Annotated in this window: 15 protein-coding genes; 5 read left to right on the top strand and 10 right to left on the bottom strand. The window is 51.1% G+C overall.

Annotated elements, in window-relative coordinates; genetic code table 11:
- Positions 1-546: 546 nt before the first annotated feature.
- The 3 genes from GW590_RS00805 to GW590_RS00795 all read right to left on the bottom strand — a co-directional run bounded on the left by GW590_RS00805 (position 547) and on the right by GW590_RS00795 (position 3110).
- Entirely contained in the window at positions 547-1026 is a 480-nt protein-coding gene (locus GW590_RS00805) for an Hcp family type VI secretion system effector (RefSeq protein ID WP_169401135.1), read from the bottom strand.
- A gap of 189 nt (positions 1027-1215) precedes the next feature.
- Positions 1216-1929, bottom strand: coding sequence for a hypothetical protein (locus GW590_RS00800; protein WP_169401134.1), 714 nt, complete (start codon positions 1927-1929; stop codon positions 1216-1218).
- A gap of 254 nt (positions 1930-2183) precedes the next feature.
- Positions 2184-3110 (bottom strand): LysR family transcriptional regulator, encoded by a 927-nt coding sequence (locus GW590_RS00795; RefSeq protein WP_169401133.1) that lies wholly within the window; start codon positions 3108-3110, stop codon positions 2184-2186.
- Positions 3111-3265: 155 nt separating this feature from the next.
- On the opposite strand from GW590_RS00795, the gene GW590_RS00790 reads away from it, so the two are divergent.
- Positions 3266-3931: an SDR family oxidoreductase gene (locus GW590_RS00790; RefSeq protein ID WP_169401132.1), complete on the top strand. Its 666-nt coding sequence runs from the start codon at positions 3266-3268 to the stop codon at positions 3929-3931.
- Between the two features lie 183 nt (positions 3932-4114).
- Here GW590_RS00790 and GW590_RS00785 read toward each other — a convergent pair whose 3' ends face one another.
- The 3 genes from GW590_RS00785 to GW590_RS00775 all read right to left on the bottom strand — a co-directional run bounded on the left by GW590_RS00785 (position 4115) and on the right by GW590_RS00775 (position 6764).
- Positions 4115-5539 carry a PepSY-associated TM helix domain-containing protein gene (locus GW590_RS00785; RefSeq protein WP_169401628.1) on the bottom strand — a complete coding sequence of 475 codons (1425 nt, stop codon included), beginning with the start codon at positions 5537-5539 and terminating at the stop codon, positions 4115-4117.
- Between the two features lie 113 nt (positions 5540-5652).
- On the bottom strand, positions 5653-6129 hold the full coding sequence (locus GW590_RS00780) for a DUF2946 domain-containing protein (protein ID WP_169401131.1): 477 nt from the start codon (positions 6127-6129) through the stop codon (positions 5653-5655).
- A gap of 179 nt (positions 6130-6308) precedes the next feature.
- Entirely contained in the window at positions 6309-6764 is a 456-nt protein-coding gene (locus GW590_RS00775; RefSeq protein WP_169401130.1) for a MarR family winged helix-turn-helix transcriptional regulator, read from the bottom strand.
- 84 nt (positions 6765-6848) lie between these two features.
- On the opposite strand from GW590_RS00775, the gene GW590_RS00770 reads away from it, so the two are divergent.
- Entirely contained in the window at positions 6849-7442 is a 594-nt protein-coding gene (locus GW590_RS00770; protein WP_169401129.1) for a class I SAM-dependent methyltransferase, read from the top strand.
- Between the two features lie 130 nt (positions 7443-7572).
- On the opposite strand, the gene GW590_RS00765 is transcribed toward GW590_RS00770, so the two are convergent.
- The 4 genes from GW590_RS00765 to GW590_RS00750 form a co-directional block, all read right to left on the bottom strand.
- On the bottom strand, positions 7573-9123 hold the full coding sequence (locus GW590_RS00765) for a methyl-accepting chemotaxis protein (RefSeq protein WP_169401128.1): 1551 nt from the start codon (positions 9121-9123) through the stop codon (positions 7573-7575).
- A gap of 244 nt (positions 9124-9367) precedes the next feature.
- On the bottom strand, positions 9368-10330 hold the full coding sequence (locus GW590_RS00760; RefSeq protein WP_169401127.1) for a sugar-binding transcriptional regulator: 963 nt from the start codon (positions 10328-10330) through the stop codon (positions 9368-9370).
- 124 nt (positions 10331-10454) lie between these two features.
- Positions 10455-11240, bottom strand: coding sequence for a triose-phosphate isomerase family protein (locus tag GW590_RS00755; protein WP_169401126.1), 786 nt, complete (start codon positions 11238-11240; stop codon positions 10455-10457).
- Entirely contained in the window at positions 11231-12991 is a 1761-nt protein-coding gene (locus GW590_RS00750; protein ID WP_169401125.1) for a dihydroxyacetone kinase family protein, read from the bottom strand. The genes GW590_RS00755 and GW590_RS00750 overlap by 10 nt, the downstream gene beginning before the upstream one ends.
- Positions 12992-13324: 333 nt before the next feature.
- Between GW590_RS00750 and rpiB the strand changes: the two genes are divergently transcribed.
- From rpiB to GW590_RS00735, 3 genes are all read left to right on the top strand, one after another.
- Entirely contained in the window at positions 13325-13804 is a 480-nt protein-coding gene (gene rpiB / locus GW590_RS00745; protein WP_169401124.1) for a ribose 5-phosphate isomerase B, read from the top strand.
- 13 nt (positions 13805-13817) lie between these two features.
- Positions 13818-14798: a transaldolase gene (gene tal, locus GW590_RS00740; RefSeq protein WP_169401627.1), complete on the top strand. Its 981-nt coding sequence runs from the start codon at positions 13818-13820 to the stop codon at positions 14796-14798.
- Between the two features lie 157 nt (positions 14799-14955).
- On the top strand, positions 14956-15801 hold the full coding sequence (locus GW590_RS00735; RefSeq protein WP_169401123.1) for a sugar phosphate isomerase/epimerase family protein: 846 nt from the start codon (positions 14956-14958) through the stop codon (positions 15799-15801).
- Positions 15802-15891 lie beyond the last annotated feature (90 nt).

Raw genomic sequence — 15891 nt, 5'->3', positions numbered from 1 at the left:
ACAGCCTGACAGCCGGTGACTTGCTCCCCGTTATCACTGACACCATTCAGTTTGTAGAATGATGGCTATGACACGCCAGCTTTAATCGTTGGGCGACTATGTCCGCACCCCGCTCATAACTGACCTCGATGCTTCAACAGACAGGTAACGTCAGCCCTACACTTGATCGTGCCGTACTAAGGTAGGCAATCAGATCAAGTCACGACTAAAATAGGCAATTTTATTGTAGGTTAGCCGCCCATCTTTAATGTTAGCAAGAGACGTTACTGCTTTAGAGCAAAGTTATCTACGAAATGTAGATCGAGAAATTATGTATAGGAATGTGTGTATAAAATTAAGGTAAAATTGTTTATTTTATAATTATCAATATGTTAGCTGTTTACAGCTGTTCCCTTCACCCTCCCAAAGCTTCTGACTTACTAAAATAAATCAGCAAGTTATCAGACGATTGAATCCTCGATTACTCGGTAGAGTAGTAGGAAGCTTGCTTTCCTGCTGCTCTACCGTATATGGGATTAAAATACAGTATCTACTGGACCAACTATGTTAGTAGGTAGCTCTATGGTTCCATTCATCAGTATATTGAATATTCCCATCCACATGTTTCCATGTGATTGACTCATAACGCAGCATAATCGATTCCAGATGTGTTCCAGTCATTGAACCTGCGTAAAGATCTGGAGTAATAGATGTAATTTTTACATTACCTAAAATGATATTGAAATATTCTTGTTCTATGCCAGCTTCAATAATCTGATACATCTTGATTGTTGCTGATTTCAGTGTGGCTCCTTGACTAAGAGCTTTATAAAGGAACGGGGTTACTCTATCAAATTCTTTTTGAAATAATATAGGGCTGTGCACACGCGTTCCTGTGAGCCTTCCAGTCTGATTATCGGCTGGGATACTTATATTGTGTGTAAAAGATTTTAATTCGATAGCACCAACTCGACCACTAACAAGAGAACTTCCAACGATAGGGGAGTTATTTTCATCAGTGAGCCATAAATAAGCAGGATTAGACATTGAAACTCCTTGTATTATTTGTATTTATCAAATCTTGATGTAAATTTAATAAAAACTATAATCCATAAAATGGTAGATATAAAACCACACAGAACGCCATAAGAAGGAATAAAAAGCACACAAATGCACCAACTTCCAATGATAACAACAGGAAAGAGAAAGTCAGAGAAAAATAGTGATATTAAACTCTTAAACATTAAATTTCTCCCTTACTTCCTCATACAGCTCATCCAATCTACTATAGGCTTTCATTTTTACTTTTTTGAAAATTTCTTCTAGTATTGGTTCAATAAAGTAATACAACATTTCTAGTTGTGCCGTATACAATATCGAAAAATATCGGGGTTCTAAAACCTTCAATTTTCTAGCAGCTAATGCTGCTTTTTGATCTATACCAAAAACTTGTAGGGCAAATACCACATAAGGTGATTTGCCAGCAATTCTTTCAGCAACAACTTTAGAAACAATCTCTGATCCAGATAGAGCTTTAGATAATGCATAAGCAATTGCATTGCGTGTCGATCTACCTACAGCAGTTTTAGCTGCATGACCGGCGATGCCTTTAACTAATCCTTGAACACTACCATTTTTATTTCCATCCTTGCTATCTTTTTCAAGCATTTCAAAATACAACACAAACATATGCAGAATCACATCATGATGCTTGAATACAGATGCTATAGAAAGTGACATTCTTTTTTCTTCCGTTACTAACTCACTACAAATATCACCATATCGAGGTATTAAGCAAGATGTATACCAACTGGCCCTTTCAATTCCAGAATAAATATCAGACACGATGTTTTTTGTTGCTTGTGCAAATGAGCTAAAGCCATGTTGGGTATAGATGGAAAGTTGCCGATCACTCTGTAGTTTCATCCTTAAATAATCCGATGCCTGCATGGTGGACACTCCTGTCGCTTTTCAAAATAAAAATAATAATGTTTTTCAATGCTAAAGTCTAATATTGATAATGATCTATATCACATTAATATAGTGAAATGTCATGTAATACCTGGTGTGGTTCTTTACTTACTTAAAAAATATTATAAAGAGCCACCAGTTAAACATAATATAAATATTATCATTGTCTTATTTAGACATCATCGTTCCCTTCATCCGCGCCAAATCTCCCTTAACACCATAATCCCCCAATATTATTCCTGCCTGTTAGACGCAGAGGGCATAGTGCGCAGTTGATTAAGTTTTGCCGCCAGCATATCGGTAAATACGCGCGTTTTTAGCGGCAGATGGCTTAGGCGTGACGGTAACAATGCCACTACAGGAAGATGTCCTCCGTTCCACTCTGGTAAAATATGCCTTAGCCTGCCGGTAGCCAAATCGACGGATACATCAACTTCCGACCTTAGCATAATGCCACAGCCTGACAGGCACCATGTGTGAACGGCATCGCCGCTGTCAGCCCGCAAACGGGCCGAAGCAGTCACGGACTCTTGTCTGTTGCGCGTTCCGTAAAGTCGCCATGGCGCGATATCATCGCCATAACGCAGCAGTTCGTGGTGAGTCAGGTCTTGCGGTATTTCTGGCACTCCTCGTCGACGCAGGTAGTCAGGGGAGGCCACAACAATACGCGTATTGTCAGCAAGCTTACGTACAACCGCATCCTGATTCGCCAGGCCAGTGCCGATGCGAATAGCAACATCTACCTCGCCGCCCGTAACGTCAACCAGCCTGTCGCTGAGTGAAAGCGCCACCGACAATTGCGCATAGTCGGCAGCAAGTTGGGCAAGAACCGGCACAACGTAACGCTGACCAAAGGAGACCGGGGAGGTAACCCGCAGATGACCTGTCGGCTCATTGCGCCGCGAGAGAAGCTTTTCCTCGCCGTGTTTTAGTGCTTCGAGTGCCACATTAATATCCGCAAGCAGCCTGTTTCCTTCCTCTGTCAGATGCAGGCTACGCGTAGTTCGGTTCACCAGCCGCAGACCAACCCTTTTTTCAAGCGTTGCCAGCCTCTTGCTGACCACCGCCAGGCTCAGCCCCAGCTCTCGTGCAGCGGTGGTCATTGATCCCCGTGCCGCAATGCGCTCGAACACTTTTAGCTCATTCAGGTCATCCAGCATTATCAATTCTCAGTTGATAGTCATTCTTCATCATGCTGCATTATCTTCAATTTGGAAAATGCTACGCTGCATTTTATTAGGATATGGGCGAGTTTCAACCGCTTAAAAAGTGGAGTCTCGGCGTGATCTGGCAAATAAAACTGAGGAGTAACCCTATGAAAACTGACTTGAGTCATGCGCGTGTACTGGTGATTGGTGCATCTGGTGGTATCGGCGGGGCGGCGGCTGAGGCCTTTGCCGCCTTGGGGGCTGACGTGGTTCGTCCATCTCGGCAGGCGCTGGATTTTACCGACGATGCCTCCGTTGCCGCATGGTTTGCCGATGCAGGATCCTTTGATCACGTAGTTATAGCCGCAGCACAGACGCGCACCGGAACTGTGGCAGGACTGACGATTCACGACGCCCAGGCAGCCATGAACAGCAAATTTTTCGGTGCTTATCGCATAGCGAAAGCCGTACAGATTAATGCGGGCGGCTCTCTGACCCTGGTGTCCGGCTTTTTGTCGCAGCGTCCAAGTCCCTCCTCTGTGTTACAAGGGGCGATAAACGCGGCGCTTGAGGCGCTGGCTCGCGGATTGGCACTTGAAAAAGCGCCGGTACGCGTTAACACCGTCTCTCCGGGCCTGGTGGATACCCCGCTCTATTCGGCGATGAACACCGACGACCGTCAGGCCATGTTTGACAAAGTGGCGGCCCGGCTTCCTGCGCGGCGCGTTGGTCAGCCGGAAGATATTGCGGCTGCTATCTTGTTTGTGGCAACCAATCCGTTTGCTACCGGCTCTACCGTTACGGTTGATGGAGGCGGCACTATCGCGGTCTAAGGCGATATGTTCTCAGTACCAGAAACCGATGCGTTTATTCGCCGATATACACTGACCTGAGAATTTGTCTGTTCACTGCCGTATAGGTGTTTTCAGATTTTTTGAAGTTCATCATGTCAAAAGGTGGGAGATTACGGGTCAATTCTCCCACCTTTTTCTCTCACGTTAACAAGCTCTTTGGTGCTATTTTTTAGTACCGGGAGAGATGGATGCCAGTTGGTTTCGTGCACCTTGGTTGCTGCGGCCTTGGCCTCTCCAGCGTAAGAGATCAACCAATACAAATGCCAGCAAGCTTGCGCCCATCACCGGCAGGCAGTAACCCAGCGCCATTGCCACCAGCAGGGTTGCGAGGCGTGCCGAAAGTGAAAGCGCCAGCCAGGTAGTCAATAAGGTTTGCACCGGGTTAGCCTGTCCCGCTGTCGGACGACGTAGCCACCACATCCGATATCCCAGCGCAATCATCAGACATAGGCCGATGCCAAATGCGGCAAGGATCAGCTGGTTGGCCAGGCCGAATAAGATGCCCATATGGGCATCAATGCCCCAGCGGGTGAGTTTGGCGATCAACGGGAATTTATCGAACCAGATATGATCGGTAACGGCAAAATTCTGCGGATCCACCGCCACGGCGTCAACATGAGTGGGCCAGCTGCGATCGACTTCGGTTACTGTCCAGGCTCTGCCTTCTCCTTTTGGTTGGCGCAATTCTACCCTGGCGGCACCGATCCCGGCAGTCCGTGCGGCGCTCAGAACTTTGTCCCAGTCACCATTGGCTGCATTTACCGACGGGGGCGACTGCGTTGCGTTGGTTGCCATATCCATATCTGGCATCGCCATGCCGACCATCGCGGTGTTGTGATGCCCGGCGTGAGGATCGCTTGGTGTTGCTGGCGTCTTATGCAGGTTGGTATGGACCTGTGGCGTCATCCAGCCGAGGTTGGCACGCATGGCATCGATATTGCCTCCGGCCCATTGTGACCAGGTCAAGCCGGTTGCCGAGAAGAACAGTAACCCAGCCAACAAAAGTATGCCGAGCGTGATATGCCAATGCCGGCTGACGGCGAAGCGTCCGGTAATTCTTTTCGCTTTGCGACGGGGACGCGAACTTAGCCACAGCGCTACCCCACCCAGCGCGGCCACCCATAGCCAGGATGCCGCGAGCTCGCTGTAGTTACGTCCCATATCACCCAGCAGCAGGCTACTGTGCAATTTATCCAACCAGGTACGCAGCGGCAGCACCCCAGAGGTGCCATATACCACCATATCTCCCTTGATGGCCAAAGTGTAAGGATCAACAAATACAGAGCGCGATTCAGAAGCCGCGAGATCTGCACTGACAAATTGCACCCGCGTGGTATCCGTTGCTCCGGGAGCTGGCCGCACGGCGTAAATTTTTGTTTCTGGCCCTGTATGATGACGGGCGACGGCAATTTGTTCGGCCAACGGTTTTGCCTGCCCTTGTGGCTGGGTAAACAGAGCATCTTGATAAAGGATATTTTCTATCTGCGGGGTTAATACGTACAGAGTCCCGGTTAGTGCGGCAACGAAGATAAAAGGAGCGATGAACAGACCGATATAAAAATGCAGTCGTCTGACTAGATTAAGCATCGCGCCGCGTGGCGACGATATTGGTGTTGTTAAAGAAGCCATGGCTTTTCTCGTTTTTCAAAATATATGCGCAGGCAAGCCGCTCGCAGCAATGCGGGCAGATTTACCCATGTTCAGGAAACGAAGAAAAACGGTGGGCGGGGTGGGCCTCTGGGGCGTCGACGAAAAGACCAACGCGGTATCAAGGGAGAAAGGACTGGCGGCGAGCGAAGGATCCGAGCGACAAGCATTATCAGCCAAAGCAGCGGCACAAATAGCCACAGCATCAGCGGGACGTGGATAAGCAGTTCGCAATAACCACAGGCGCTATCGTCGCCCATGGTCATCGAATGATGGTCTTGCTCGCCGGGGAAGGCAGGCGTTGCCGCAGGGGGCATATGGTGCATATCGGCCATATTGGCCATCTGTTCCATCGCCGGGTCATTAATCTCGGGCGTCGAAACACTAACCACAGCGGCAGAGCTTGTGCTTATCATCCCTTGATGGGTCATCAGCGATTTTGACACCACTGGCGCCAGGAACAGCAATAGCACCGCAAGGATCGCGGTACAGGCGGTAAGCCGTTGCTGTTGGTGGCGTGACTTTCTCATCGTGTTGGATATCACTCTGGTGGATGACGAACAAGCCACCAGTTTACCCTGCTATGCCGATGTAAGTGAACGGGAAGTTAAACTTGTATCTAAGATGATCTGGTTCTGATGCTGGTCGTGACCAGACGAATCAGGGGATTCTTGAAGGGGTCTTAATGTCAGCCGTGGCGAACGAGCCCTCAACCATTCTTTATATCAAGATTATTGATAATTCGGCCCAACAAAGAAATTAGCTGGTCGTGTTCCTGCGCGCTTATCCCCTGGCTGGCTTGCTCAACCACCTCAGAAAGTTGTTCTTTTACCCGCGGCAGATGATTTTTTGCTTTGCTGGTCAGGGAGATATAACTTGCCCGCCGGTCCTCAGGGTGAGGTCGCCGCACGACTAACCCGTCACGCTCCATACGTACCAATAAAGAAGCCATGGTGGGTTGCTCGACATTGGCGTATTCGGCGAGCTGTTTTTGCAGTAACTCGCCTTGCTCGTCCAATGCGATAACCACTGGCAGGTAGGCCATACCAAAGTCGAGAGGTCGCAAGCGCTGCTCAAAATGTTTCATCAACAGGCGAGATGCCTGGTTTATCCAGAAGGTTGACAGGGTATCTGGTGCCCATTGCGTCGTCGCTTTATTTTTCATAGCATGCTATATACAATATATAGCATGCTATGTACAAGTAGCGGCCTATAAATTTTATCAATCTGGATAATTAAAGGAGGACAGATGACAGCGCCAAATAAAAGTTCAGACTTCAATCTGGTTTACCGTTCGTCGATCAAACACTGGGTATGGTCGGATGTCCGTATTCCGCAACAGCTAAAAAACTTTATTGCCGAGACGGGCTCGCAATCCATGCTGGAACTGGGATGCGGCGTTGGCCGCTTTGCCGACTACGCAGCTAAACAAGGGGTAAAGATTACTGCCGTGGATTTTTCATCCGTGGCAATAGAGAAAGCCCAGCGCCGAATGCGTCACGGTTATACCGCGCCTCAATTTCAGGTTGGGGATGTGACCTGTCTTGATCATCTTCAGGGGCCGTTTGATGCGTCATTTGATATCGGTTGTTTTCACTGTCTTGATCTGCCGGGGCAAAGAAACTATGCCCGGGAGGTCGCTCGACTATTGCGCCCTGGTGGCATTCACCTGCTGTGGGCGATGGATACGCCGCCCAGCGACTTGCCAATGACCCCGGATGCGATAAATGCGGTTTTTAGCCCCTATTTCACACTTGTTAGCTCAGTGAAAAAACGTCGGCGTTTTGCCTCTTCACATTGGTACAGACTGATAAAAATAGAGCGAAGCGGCAAAGTAACTTGACGGGAAAATATCACGGTATGCGAGCCTGATGGCCAGAGCTTGCGACCTCCCTGGATTTGTAATACTGGCTAAGTTACCCCGACGCCGCCACCTGTTTTGCAGTTGCGGCGCGCAGGGCAGTCTTAGAGCATTATGCCAGTTTAAATATCGATACCACTTGCTGCAGTTCTCGTGCCTGATCGTTTAGTGACGATGCCGCCACTGCCCCTTGCTCAACCAGCGAGGCATTTTGCTGAGTGACCTGATCCATTTGCGTGACGGCGATATTTACCTGATTTATCCCTTCGCTCTGTTCGTGTGAGGCGTTGGAGATTTCCGAGATCAGCTCGGTGACATTGGCGATAGAGGTCAGCATCCCCTGCATCGATTCACCAACCTGAGTTACCATATTGCTGCCATTGGTGATCCGTTCGGTGGACTCAGTGATTAGCAGTTTGATCTCTTTTGCCGCGCTGGCGCTGCTTTTTGCCAGTTGACCGACTTCTGCGGCGACGACGGCAAAACCGCGACCCTGCTCGCCGGCTCTGGCGGCTTCAACGGCGGCGTTCAGTGCCAGGATATTGGTCTGGAAAGCAATTTTTTCGATGGTGGAGATAATGTCACCCATTTTATCCACCTGCTCATTGATCCCCTGCATGCTGGCGACGGTGTTATCGACAGTCTCTTTGTTCTTCAGCGACAGTGCCCGTGACCCTGTTGCCAGGTCGCGCGCCTGTTTGGCGTTTTCGGCATTGAGTTTGACCGTCGAGGTCAACTGTTCCATGCTGGCTGCCGTTTCTTGCAGCGATGACGCCTGCTCTTCGGTACGACGCGCCAGATCATCGTTACCCTGGGAGATCTCCTGCGAAGCCATCTGCATCTGGTCCGCACCCTGGCGCACCTCGCCAACAATTTCTGCCAGACGCTGCTGCATTTTGGCCATGGTTGACAACAGGCTGTGGCTATCACCGTTACGCAGAGTAATATCGGTATTTAAATTACCTTCGGCAATCTGTTCAATCACGGTTTTGGCATATTCCGGATCGCCGCCCAGACTGCGCTGTGTTGCCCGCATGGTGATTAACATCACTGCAGACACCGCCAGGCTAATCAGCAGGATCACCGAGAAGTAACTCAGCAGGTTTTGGTAGAATGCACTCTGCACGTCATTAAGAAATACGCCGGAACAGATATACCAGTTCCAGGCTTGATAGTGGCTGACGTAGCTGACTTTATCGGCATTCTGGCCGGTGTCCGGCAGGGTGCCGACATAATGCACCAGGCCGCCGCCCGCGTTGCCAGCCTTTAAAAATTCCTGATAGTAGAGCAGCCCATTAGCGTCGGCACGATCTTTAACGCTATGGTTTTCCAGCTTGGTCAGCGAGGGATTACCGATCATCAGTAGTGTCAGATCGCTATTAAAAATAAACATATAGCCATCTTTGCCGTATTTCATCGCTTTCAGTTTGGCCAGCGCTTCTTCCTGCGCCTGTGCCTGCGGCATCAGTCCTTTATTGGCTTTGCTGGCATAGTCATCAACGATAGACTGCGCTGCCTGTACTATATTTTTGACGCCGTCTTCCCTTTCCTTAAGCATTACGCTTCGGCTTTCAAATACTGACCAGGTTCCCAATACCAGCAATCCCGCCAATGCCATTGCTAACGCAATACGTAATCTACCCATAAAACCTATGTTTCTCATGCCAGTCCCTTAAGTCCTTTCATTTAGTAGTGGCTTTACTAACGGCGCGAGCAAGCGAAATGTTGACCAATAAAATGCATCTAAATGTTTCAATTGTGCGGTAAAGCACAGATTTACTGTTTTGATTGAGGTTGGAAAATAAGGTGGGAAATAAACTGTCGGAGGTGCAGTCGGCCAAACCATGCCGTCGGTCAACCCCCTTAATCTGGGGGCTGACCGCCAGGCGGGCTGGCAACGGCGTTGATTACTGGCTCATACTGAGAATGGTGCGGATATTTCTGGCACTGGTGGCGATAATGTCGATAGCGCCGGTACGCAGTGCGCCCATAATGGCCATCGCTTTGGTATTTTCTGTGGCAATAGCAATAACACAGGGGATTTGCCGCAGCTCTTCTACGCTCAGTCCAATAACGCGATTATCCATTACCGTATTGACGTGTTCACCGCGGGCATTAAAAAAATCATAACCCGCAATATCGCCAATTACGCCCTGATTCAGGCTGGCATCGCTGATTTCCTGGGGGGTAAACCAGCCCAGTTTCACCATATAGCTATCTTCGTTCATATCGCCAATACCGACCAGGGCGACATCGGCCTTGCGGGCGCGATCGAGGGTTTCTTTAATAGTGCCATTTTTCAGCAACAGCTCTTTAAGCTGCATATTTTCCACATACGCCGGGGCATATAAGGATTCGCTGCTGCCGCCGAATTTTCTCGCCAGCAGACGACTGATATGGTCGGCATTGATCACATCGCCGGGGCGGTGGGTGCCGCCGATACCGCAAATAAAGCGGCAATCTCTGACCTGGATGGTCCCCGATGTTTCAGCAACCGCTGCCACATTGCGTCCCTGACCGACGGCGACCACCACATTATCTTTAAGAATATTATTGAGATATCCCGAAACCAGCGTGGCAACCTGTCGGCGTTGTTCGTCCTCATCAGTGTGATCGAGGGCAATCAGCGCACGGCTAATAGGGAAACGCTCCTTTAACTGTTCTTCGAGTTTGGTGCTGAATACCGGATGGTAGCGCACATTAATCTCGACGATACCTTCCTCTTTCGCCCGTTTCAGCAGACGTCCAATTTTGATACGGGAAAAGCCAAACTTGTTGGCGATCTCTTCCTGAGTTATCTCATCACAATAATAGGCGACGGCAATCTCGGTCAGTAGCTCATATTCTCGGGACGCATTAGATTTATCCATTCAGCTGCCATATCTCCAGGGTAGATAATGTTTAGGAGGTGAACATTTGCATAAAGTATATCAGAAATATTTCTGCCACAGGCGGGTAAGCCCACGGGGCGGATAGACCGCCTCGTGGGTCTGTTTAGAACGAGTTACCCTGGTGAGCGCTTACTATCTGCTGTGCTTCGGCAATAATAGCGGCCATCGCCTGGGGTTGATGTGCAAAGCGTCCCAAAAACAGCCCATCGACATCCGGCCACAGGCGACTGAGCAGGCCTGGACCGGCGCTACCGCCGTAAATAACCTGCAACTGTTTGCCATAATCACCGTGCAAATAGGCGCGTAATTTACGGCAAATATGTCGTATGTAATCGTCACTGGCCGGTTGCGGGGCACCAATCGCCCACTGCGGTTCCCAGGCAAATATCGCCGCAGGCAGGGATTGTTTATCCCGATGGGCCAGCAGTTCATCAACCTGGGCAATGGCAAAGGTGGTGGCTTGCTCCGCGGACATTTGGCGATCTTCGCCAATACAGATGACCGGCGTCAAACCCGAGGCCAATGCCCGGTCCAGCTTTTGATTAATGGTCTCAACGTTTTCGCCAAAGTAGCGGCGGCGTTCGGCATGGCCGATTTCGACGTATTGACACCCCATCTCATACAACATGCTGGCACTGCTCTCGCCGGTCCAGGGGCCGCTGTCGGCGGCGCAAACATTCTGCGCCCCCGTCGCCATCGGAGTTTTGGCAAAACATTGCAAGGCAACCGACAACGCAGGCATGGCGGGAAAGGTAAACAGCTGCAGATTGGCCGTCAGCGTCTGCGGCAACGGCTGCACTATTTCCGCCACCTGCTGGCACCAGGCTCGGGTCTGGCCATATCCCAAATAGGTTTTATGGCTGACGCCAATCACCACATTTATGGACATACTTTCTCCCGCGGGGATCCCTGATCAATGCCGACGGGCATGCAGTCAGCCACCGCCGAGATAATCATCGCCATTGAAACTGCTCCGGCATCAGGCGTACCCAGGCTGCGTTCTGCCAGCGGACGAGCACGGCCAATTTTCGGTAACAGTTGCGCAGTCTCTTGCGCACTCTTTTGGGCGACGTCGCTGGCTTTGTGCCACGCCTGCGACAGAGATAAACCCTTATCGGCGGCGGCGCACAGTGCCTGGCTAAAGGGCAGCAGAACATCGACCAGCGTTTTATCTCCCGGTTTGGCTTTACCAAAATGCATTACGCCAGCATTGGCTTGAGTCACCGCCTGTGCCACGCTTGCTGCATTGGGTTTTTCGTTATTGCCTAACGCCGTTCCCAGCGTATTGAGGATCACCCCCCAGATGGCTCCCGAAGTGCCGCCGCCTTCATCAGCCCAGGCATCGGCGGCACATTGCAGCAAGGTACCCACACCGCCGCCCTGTTGTAGCGCATGTTTTGCCGCCAGCTGTGCCGCAATCACTCCGCGCTCCATACCGATACCGTGGTCGCCATCACCGGCGATAGCATCTATCTGGCCCAGTTCTTCGGCATGGGCGATCACCGTCTGCGCCAGCGCGTCAACCATTGCCATCACTTTTACTGCCGCCTTTTGCGATTCGGCGCTGCCCTGGGCAATAGGTATGACACTGCTTTGTTCAAGCTGGACGGCATCCAGCGGCTCTTGCGGTAACAGCGAGCCGCGACTAAAGGCAGGCGTACTGGCAGGAGCTTGCCATAACGCCTCAAGTTCATCGTCAAACCACACCAGCGTCATCGACATGCCGGCCATATTAAAGCTGGTGACAAACTCACCGATGTTAATATCGGCAATCACCACGCCAGCCGCGCTTAGTTGCTGCTCAACGTCATGCCAGAAAACAAACAGTTCTTCATATTTCACCGCACCAAGCCCGTTGATAATCACCCCCAGCCGTGCGCCTTCCGGGCGGGTTACGCCATCGGGACATTCAGCCAGCAGACTGCGGGTTAGCATTTGCGCCAGTGCGTTGGAGGAGAGGATATCGAGTTCGCTGATCCCCGGCTCGCCGTGGATGCCCATACCGAAGCCCATTTTGCCTTCCGGTACACTAAACAGCGGATGTTCTGCACCGGGGAAGGTGCAGCCACTAAATGCCAGACCCAGAGTGCGGGTGCGTTCGTTTGCCCGTCGGGCGATAGTCAGCACCTCGGCCAGCGAGTCGCCGCGTTCTGCGGCAGCCGCCGCTACTTTAAACACCACCAAATCCCCGGCCACGCCACGGCGCTTTTCTTTTTCCGCCAGGGAAGCGCTGGAAATATCATCGGTAACGGCCAGCGTTTCGCAGGGAATGCCTTCCGAGCGCAGCCGCTCACAGGCAAGACCAAAATGCAGCACGTCCCCGGCGTAGTTGCCAAACATCAGCAGCACGCCGCCGCCATTGTTGGCGGCGCGGGCAACGGAACAGATTTGTTGTGATGACGGTGAGGCAAACAGATTGCCCATGGCTGCGCCGTGCGCCAACCCTTGTCCCACCAGGCCACAAAAGGCCGGGTAATGGCCGGAGCCACCGCCTACGACAATAGCCACGCTGGCAGGTCGGCTTTTGGTATTACGCACTACGCCGCCCGGCACCTGGCGGACTTGTGAGGCATGTGCACTGACAAAACCCGTCACCATCTCTTTGGCAAAGTCTGACGGTCTGTTAAAAATCCAGGTCATTTTTCCTTCTCCAGATTGTTTTGTATTGTTGCCCAGCCGCCAGGACAGTAACCCGGTTTACACCCATCACAAATGAACGCTATCAGATCACATGAATCAATCAAATGTTCGCGAGGTGAAAATGTGATCACCTTCTTAATTTGGTTATATAAGGACTGATTTCTGTTTAAGTCGCTTTTTTCGCCACATTTTTCCTGCTAATGATCTATACATAAGAACGCGCAGTGAGCTTTTGTTCGATTAACCGGCCTTAGGTCTCAGCTTGAACCCATCACACGTTCACGTTAAGAGCATAAGTTCAGTGCGGCCATTGTCATCTGTGAGGGAATCAATATGCTTAAAGTCGCGATCGGTGCGGATAACGCCGCTACCGGACTTAAAAATCAGGTAAAAGAACATTTGCAGCATAAGGGGATAGAGGTGGTGGATTTTAGCCATGACGTTGCCGGTAATGAGCAGATCTATCCGGATGTCGCTTTTAATCTGGCTTCGGCCATTCGGGAAGGGACTTTCGAGCGCGGGCTACTGTTCTGCGGTACCGGCATTGGTATGGCCATTGTGGCCAATAAAGTGCCCGGCGTGCGGGCGGCACAATGTCACGATGTCTATTCCGCCGAGCGCGCACGCAAAAGTAATAATGCGCAAATCATGACCCTGGGCGCACGAGTGGTTGGCAGCGAGCTGGCATTAATGTTGGTCGATACCTGGCTTAATGCCGAATTCGAGGCCGGGCGCTCCGAGCCCAAGGTTAAACGCATCGAATATTATGAAAACCTTGTTCATCCTGCCTCTGCCGCCAGTGCAGAAAAATAGAGGAGGAAATGTGATGAGCATTCTGGAAAAACTCAGAGAAATCACTACCGTAGTCGCCGACAGCGGAGATATTACTGCCATTAGCGCCTATCATCCGCAAGACGCGACCACCAACCCTTCGCTGATCCTGAAAGCTGCTGCGCAACCGCTGTATCGTCCGCTGATTGCGCAGGCCATTGCCTGGGCAACCGAACAGGGTGGGACGCAGACCACCCGGCTGATCAACGCCAGCGATAAGTTGGCAGTCAGCATCGGTCTGGAATTGTTACGCCTGGTGCCGGGCAAAGTGTCTACCGAGGTAGACGCCCGTTTGTCTTTCGATCGCGGTCTCTGCGTGGCTAAAGCGCGTAAGCTGATCCGTCTCTATGAAGAGGGCGGAATGGATCGCTCGCGGGTATTGATCAAGCTGGCTGCTACCTGGCAGGGGATCAAAGCCGCCGAAGAACTGGAGCGTGAAGGTATTCACTGTAATCTGACGCTGCTGTTTTCCTTTGCCCAGGCGCGTGCCTGTGCCGAAGCGGGGGTTTGGCTAATCTCGCCGTTTGTCGGGCGTATTTATGACTGGTATCGCCAGCATAATTTACTCAGCGATGAAACTATTGCCAAGGATCCGGGCGTGCAGTCGGTGCGGCAGATTTATGATTATTACAAAAAGCATCGCTATCCAACGGTGATTATGGGGGCCAGCTTTCGCAAAGTGGAACAGATTATTGCCCTTGCCGGATGCGATCGCTTGACCATTGCTCCCGGGTTGCTGGAAGAGCTCAGTCAGCAGCAAGGGGATCTGCCGCGCGCCTTGACCCCGCCGAGCGAGGCTGAGAATGCGCCGTCACCGCTGACGGAATCCGAGTTTTACTGGCTGCATAATCAGGACCCGATGGCGGTAGATAAGCTGGCAGAAGGTATCCGCTTGTTTGCTCGCGACCAGGAAAAACTTGAATCGCTGATAATGGAACAGCTGCGGCAGGTGGAGAAATCCAATGTCCTTGCGTAGGGGCTTGAGTCATTACGGCATAAAGGCAAGCAAGTATTTTCTGGCGGCAATTCCAGCGAGTCGCTATACCTCAGGCCGTCTATGATGACAAGGTTCCCTAACACGCCGCCTGCGAAACAGAGCGTAGGCCGCTAATCAGGTAAAAGAGGAAGTCAGCATGAATAAGCTAGTTATTGGGGTTAACACCGCCATGTTCGATGGTCTGGACACCGATGTTGCCTTTAGCACCATTCACCAGGCGGGATTTCGTTATGTGGAGCTGGCCTATAATCAGGGCTATGTCGGCGATCTTTCCCCCGATCTTTTTAGCGAAAATAATGCGCGTCATATCCGCGAGTTGCTGGAAAAATATCAACTGCGTAGCCAGGCACTGGGGGCAACCATGAATATGGGTAGCGAAGATGCGGTTGCCCAGTTTACCCAGCGCATTCGTTTTGCCCAGTTGATTGGCGCTACCTGGATCAACTTATGCGTCGGAAAACGGGCAGATCGCCAACGTATTGTTGCCAACCTGCGCGAGCTGGCCCCCATTGCTCGCGATCATCAGTGCGTGATTTGCCTGGAAAATGGCGGCGATCCCAATTATGACGTCTTTGCTCTGGCGCAGGACGGCTTTGCCTTACTGGAAGAGGTCGGCAGTTCGGCAGTCGCTTTTAATGTTGATGCCGGCAATATTGTCTCGCTGTGCCCTGACAAGGATGCCATTGCCGAAGCGATCGTTATGCTGCCCGGCGCTCGTCACTGTCATTTGAAAGATCTTGAGCATCGTGACGGCGAGATCTTCTTTACGCCTATGGGGCAGGGGGAACTGAACTACCTGCCGATGCTGGAAGCGCTGGCGGCACACGCCATTCCTTGTAGTCTGGAGATCCCACTGCGCATGCATCGGCAACGGGACAGTTATCCGCAGCGTGCCGCTGTGCCTGTTGATCCGGCGGTCAGCCTTGAGGTGTTGATCCAGTCCCGCGAGAAGCTGGAAAAATGGCTGGGTTATTCGCTTTAAGATTATATTGCGCGATGGCTTTTTAATCTGTTCTCTGTTGCATTGACCGCAATGCATGGGAAGGCTATTGCTCAAATTTCTTATATGGAA

Origin of the sequence: Rouxiella aceris, from assembly GCF_012933545.1 — a bacterium.
GTDB classification, from domain to species: domain Bacteria; phylum Pseudomonadota; class Gammaproteobacteria; order Enterobacterales; family Enterobacteriaceae; genus Rouxiella; species Rouxiella aceris.
This window is presented reverse-complemented; position numbering and strand designations above follow the sequence as displayed.

Bases quoted from the DNA above. Each gene is read 5' to 3' on its own strand.
- GW590_RS00805 (WP_169401135.1), bottom strand. From the start codon at position 1,026: ATGTCTAATCCTGCTTATTTATGGCTCACTGATGAAAATAACTCCCCT.
- GW590_RS00800 (WP_169401134.1), bottom strand. From the start codon at position 1,929: ATGCAGGCATCGGATTATTTAAGGATGAAACTACAGAGTGATCGGCAA.
- GW590_RS00795 (WP_169401133.1), bottom strand. From the start codon at position 3,110: ATGCTGGATGACCTGAATGAGCTAAAAGTGTTCGAGCGCATTGCGGCA.
- GW590_RS00790 (WP_169401132.1), top strand. From the start codon at position 3,266: ATGAAAACTGACTTGAGTCATGCGCGTGTACTGGTGATTGGTGCATCT.
- GW590_RS00785 (WP_169401628.1), bottom strand. From the start codon at position 5,539: ATGCTTAATCTAGTCAGACGACTGCATTTTTATATCGGTCTGTTCATC.
- GW590_RS00780 (WP_169401131.1), bottom strand. From the start codon at position 6,129: ATGAGAAAGTCACGCCACCAACAGCAACGGCTTACCGCCTGTACCGCG.
- GW590_RS00775 (WP_169401130.1), bottom strand. From the start codon at position 6,764: ATGAAAAATAAAGCGACGACGCAATGGGCACCAGATACCCTGTCAACC.
- GW590_RS00770 (WP_169401129.1), top strand. From the start codon at position 6,849: ATGACAGCGCCAAATAAAAGTTCAGACTTCAATCTGGTTTACCGTTCG.
- GW590_RS00765 (WP_169401128.1), bottom strand. From the start codon at position 9,123: ATGAGAAACATAGGTTTTATGGGTAGATTACGTATTGCGTTAGCAATG.
- GW590_RS00760 (WP_169401127.1), bottom strand. From the start codon at position 10,330: ATGGATAAATCTAATGCGTCCCGAGAATATGAGCTACTGACCGAGATT.
- GW590_RS00755 (WP_169401126.1), bottom strand. From the start codon at position 11,240: ATGTCCATAAATGTGGTGATTGGCGTCAGCCATAAAACCTATTTGGGA.
- GW590_RS00750 (WP_169401125.1), bottom strand. From the start codon at position 12,991: ATGACCTGGATTTTTAACAGACCGTCAGACTTTGCCAAAGAGATGGTG.
- rpiB (WP_169401124.1), top strand. From the start codon at position 13,325: ATGCTTAAAGTCGCGATCGGTGCGGATAACGCCGCTACCGGACTTAAA.
- tal (WP_169401627.1), top strand. From the start codon at position 13,818: ATGAGCATTCTGGAAAAACTCAGAGAAATCACTACCGTAGTCGCCGAC.
- GW590_RS00735 (WP_169401123.1), top strand. From the start codon at position 14,956: ATGAATAAGCTAGTTATTGGGGTTAACACCGCCATGTTCGATGGTCTG.